This window comes from Wolbachia endosymbiont of Drosophila incompta (genome assembly GCF_001758565.1).
Lineage (GTDB): Bacteria > Pseudomonadota > Alphaproteobacteria > Rickettsiales > Anaplasmataceae > Wolbachia > Wolbachia pipientis.
In genome coordinates this window covers 693,030-695,784 of sequence record NZ_CP011148.1, presented here as the reverse complement: position 1 = coordinate 695,784, position 2,755 = coordinate 693,030, and the positions used below count along the sequence as shown (strand labels likewise).

The 2,755-nt window shown below is 37.7% G+C and carries 2 protein-coding genes and 1 pseudogene; 2 read left to right on the top strand and 1 reads right to left on the bottom strand.

The genetic code is table 11. The annotated features are described in order from the left end of the window. Positions 1-196, top strand: a pseudogene (locus tag WG67_RS08380) (polysaccharide deacetylase family protein); the annotation flags it as partial. After that, a complete protein-coding gene (locus tag WG67_RS03065) occupies positions 151-1,725 on the top strand; it encodes a penicillin-binding transpeptidase domain-containing protein (RefSeq protein ID WP_006280388.1) in 1,575 nt (524 codons plus the stop codon). The pseudogene WG67_RS08380 and the gene WG67_RS03065, both read left to right, overlap by 46 nt. 299 nt (positions 1,726-2,024) lie before the next feature. On the opposite strand, the gene WG67_RS08375 is transcribed toward WG67_RS03065, so the two are convergent. Beyond that, positions 2,025-2,201, bottom strand: coding sequence for a hypothetical protein (locus WG67_RS08375; RefSeq protein ID WP_179945708.1), 177 nt, complete (start codon positions 2,199-2,201; stop codon positions 2,025-2,027). Positions 2,202-2,755: the final 554 nt, after the last annotated feature.

Below are 2,755 nucleotides of genomic sequence, written 5' to 3'. Positions count from 1 at the left end.
TGAAGCTTTACCTCATATTATTAAAATACTAAAAAAATCAGGTTATAAGTTTGTGACCTTAAGTGAGTGGGAAAAAAGGGTTTGTAATACGGTAAAAGCCAGAAGTGTAACAATAAAAGAGGGGAAAAAAGTGTGTTTTGAAGGAATGTTATGTGGACAAAAAACAAAGTCTTTAACCGCAGAGCATTCATATTAGGTGGTATTCAGCTTACCATTTCTGCGGTTTTTAGTTGCAGGTTATATAATTTACAAATACGAAACAGACAAAAGTACGAAGCACTATCTAATAGTAATAGAATAAGAGTTGCTACTATTATGCCTAAGCGGGGCAAAATTTTAGATAGGAATAGCATTGAACTTGCGGTAAACAAAATTTCGTATGTTGTTTTGTTTGATGGTTCTGGTAAGGAAGTTGATTTGCAGACATTATCAGAAGTCGAGTCTAAAATAGCAAAATCGTCAGAAAAAATAACTGCTCTTTATAAACGTTATTACCCGTTTGGTTCAATGTGTTCTCATGTAATCGGATATACAAAAAGACAGCAAGGCATAAGCGAAGTAGGAATCAGCGGTATTGAATATACATATGATCATATATTGAAAGGCAAGTCAGGAAAATCTGAGCAGGAAATAAATTCTAAAAAACGCGTCATAAAAGAATTATCAAGCATACCACAACAAGACGGACAAGATGTACAACTGACAATTGATATTAATCTGCAAGAGAAAACCGCAGAGGTATTTAAAGATCACCAAGGCTCCGCAGTGGTAATTGATGTAAATAATGGAGAAATTTTAGCATTATATAATTCACCTTCTTACGATAATAATCTTTTTGCTAGCAGGCTATCAAATGAGACTTGGGAGAGCTTGAATGCTCCTTCATTGCCGCTCGTGAATCGTGCGTTATCATATCAAATTCCACCTGGTTCAATATTTAAAGTAATAGTTGCGCTTGCGGGTTTAAAAGACGGGATAATAACACCAGAAGAGAAATTCTCGTGCAAGGGCTATATGAAAATAGGTGAGCGGAAATTTCGTTGTCTGAAAAGCAAAGTCCATGGGTATGTATCTTTAAATGAGGCAATGGCATTATCATGCAACACTTACTTTTATAATATAGGGAAAAAAATAAGTGTAGACTCTCTAGTAGAAATGGCCAGAAAATTTGGTATTGGAAGTGGGCCACTGATTGGAACGTTTAAAGAAGAAGCTCCAGGGTTGTTGCCAGATAGAGATTGGCGTACACGAAAGCTATATTCGCAGTGGTATTTAGGTGACACTATCAACTTAGTTATAGGACAAGGGTATATGCTTACAACACCACTACAGCTTGCAGTTCTTGCAGCGAGGATTGCAACAGGAAAAGAGGTAATTCCCCGCATTAAGATGAATGAAACGATACAAGATTTTCCCGATATTGATGTGGATTGTGAGCATCTTAGCATAGTTCGAAAAGCTATGTTTGACGTGGTGAATTCTAAAACTGGAACCTATAAGAAAGGGCTAAGCGGTATACAAATTGCTGGCAAAACCGGTACACCAGAAATAAACTCTAAGGGCGAAAGTCATAAGTTATTTATCGCCTATGGCCCTTACCATAACCCGCGCTATGCAATCTCTGTGTTTATAGAACACGGCAAAGCCCCACGCCAAGATGTTGCTATAGCTAATGAAATATTTCAGTATATGCTTGAAACTATGAGTATTAAACTTCTTGCATAACCATATAACAAACTTTTATTGGGAATAGAAACGAAAAAACTTACTTGACACCCTTCGCCAGCGCCCTTATCATGATAGTGAAGCTATTGTATTTGCTTTCGCCAATCTGCAGATTAAAAGGTAAGGATTACTTAATGTATCGGCGTCTTATGTTCAATTTTTTGCAGTATATAGATACTGTATGTCTTTACAAAACTTCATCTACATCTAGATTTTTATCTAAATAAGCTGAACGCGCTTATAAAGCGTTACAAGACATCAAAAAATGCCAATACTCGACAGAGATAGTAAAAGACTAGCTAATTCGGGGATTCTTTGTCTTTTTTTCTGCTTAGTAAATTTCTTAAACATTTGCAGCGTAAGTTAGTTGCAATTAAAAGCGGCTGAATCTCGCTTGTCAAGCGTTTAAAACATAAAAAACGCCAATATTTTAAAGCGGATAATAACCACGGGGCTTCTTTTGCCTTTTTTTTCATTTGGTAAATTTCTTAATGTTTGTGGCATATTTTTTCTTAAGTAAATCGTCATTCCGCTACTTGTTAGCGGCTGAGATACCGCGAATGAATCGCGGTATGACGGTGTAGATGATGGTTAAGTAATTCGTCATCCCGCTGCTTGTTAGCGGGATCTATGTTAAGGTATAGTAGGGGATCTATGTTAAGAGATACCGCGAATGAATCGCGGTATGACGGTTAAGTAAGGTGTCATTCCAGTNNTAAACACAAACAGGACATAGCGCAAGGTATAGTAGGGGGATCTATGTTAAGAGATACCGCGAATGAATCGCGGTATGACGGTGTAATGATGGTTAAGTATCCCGCTACGTGTTAGCGGGATCTATGTTGAGAGATACCGCGAATGAATCGCGTTATGACGGTGTAGATAGCATCCCGCTGCGTGTTAGCGGGATCTATGTTAAGGTATAGTAGGGGGATCTATGTTAAGAGATACCGCGAATGAATCGCGGTATGACGGTGTAATGATGGTTAAGTATCCCGCTACGTGTTAGCGGGATCTATGTTAAGGTATA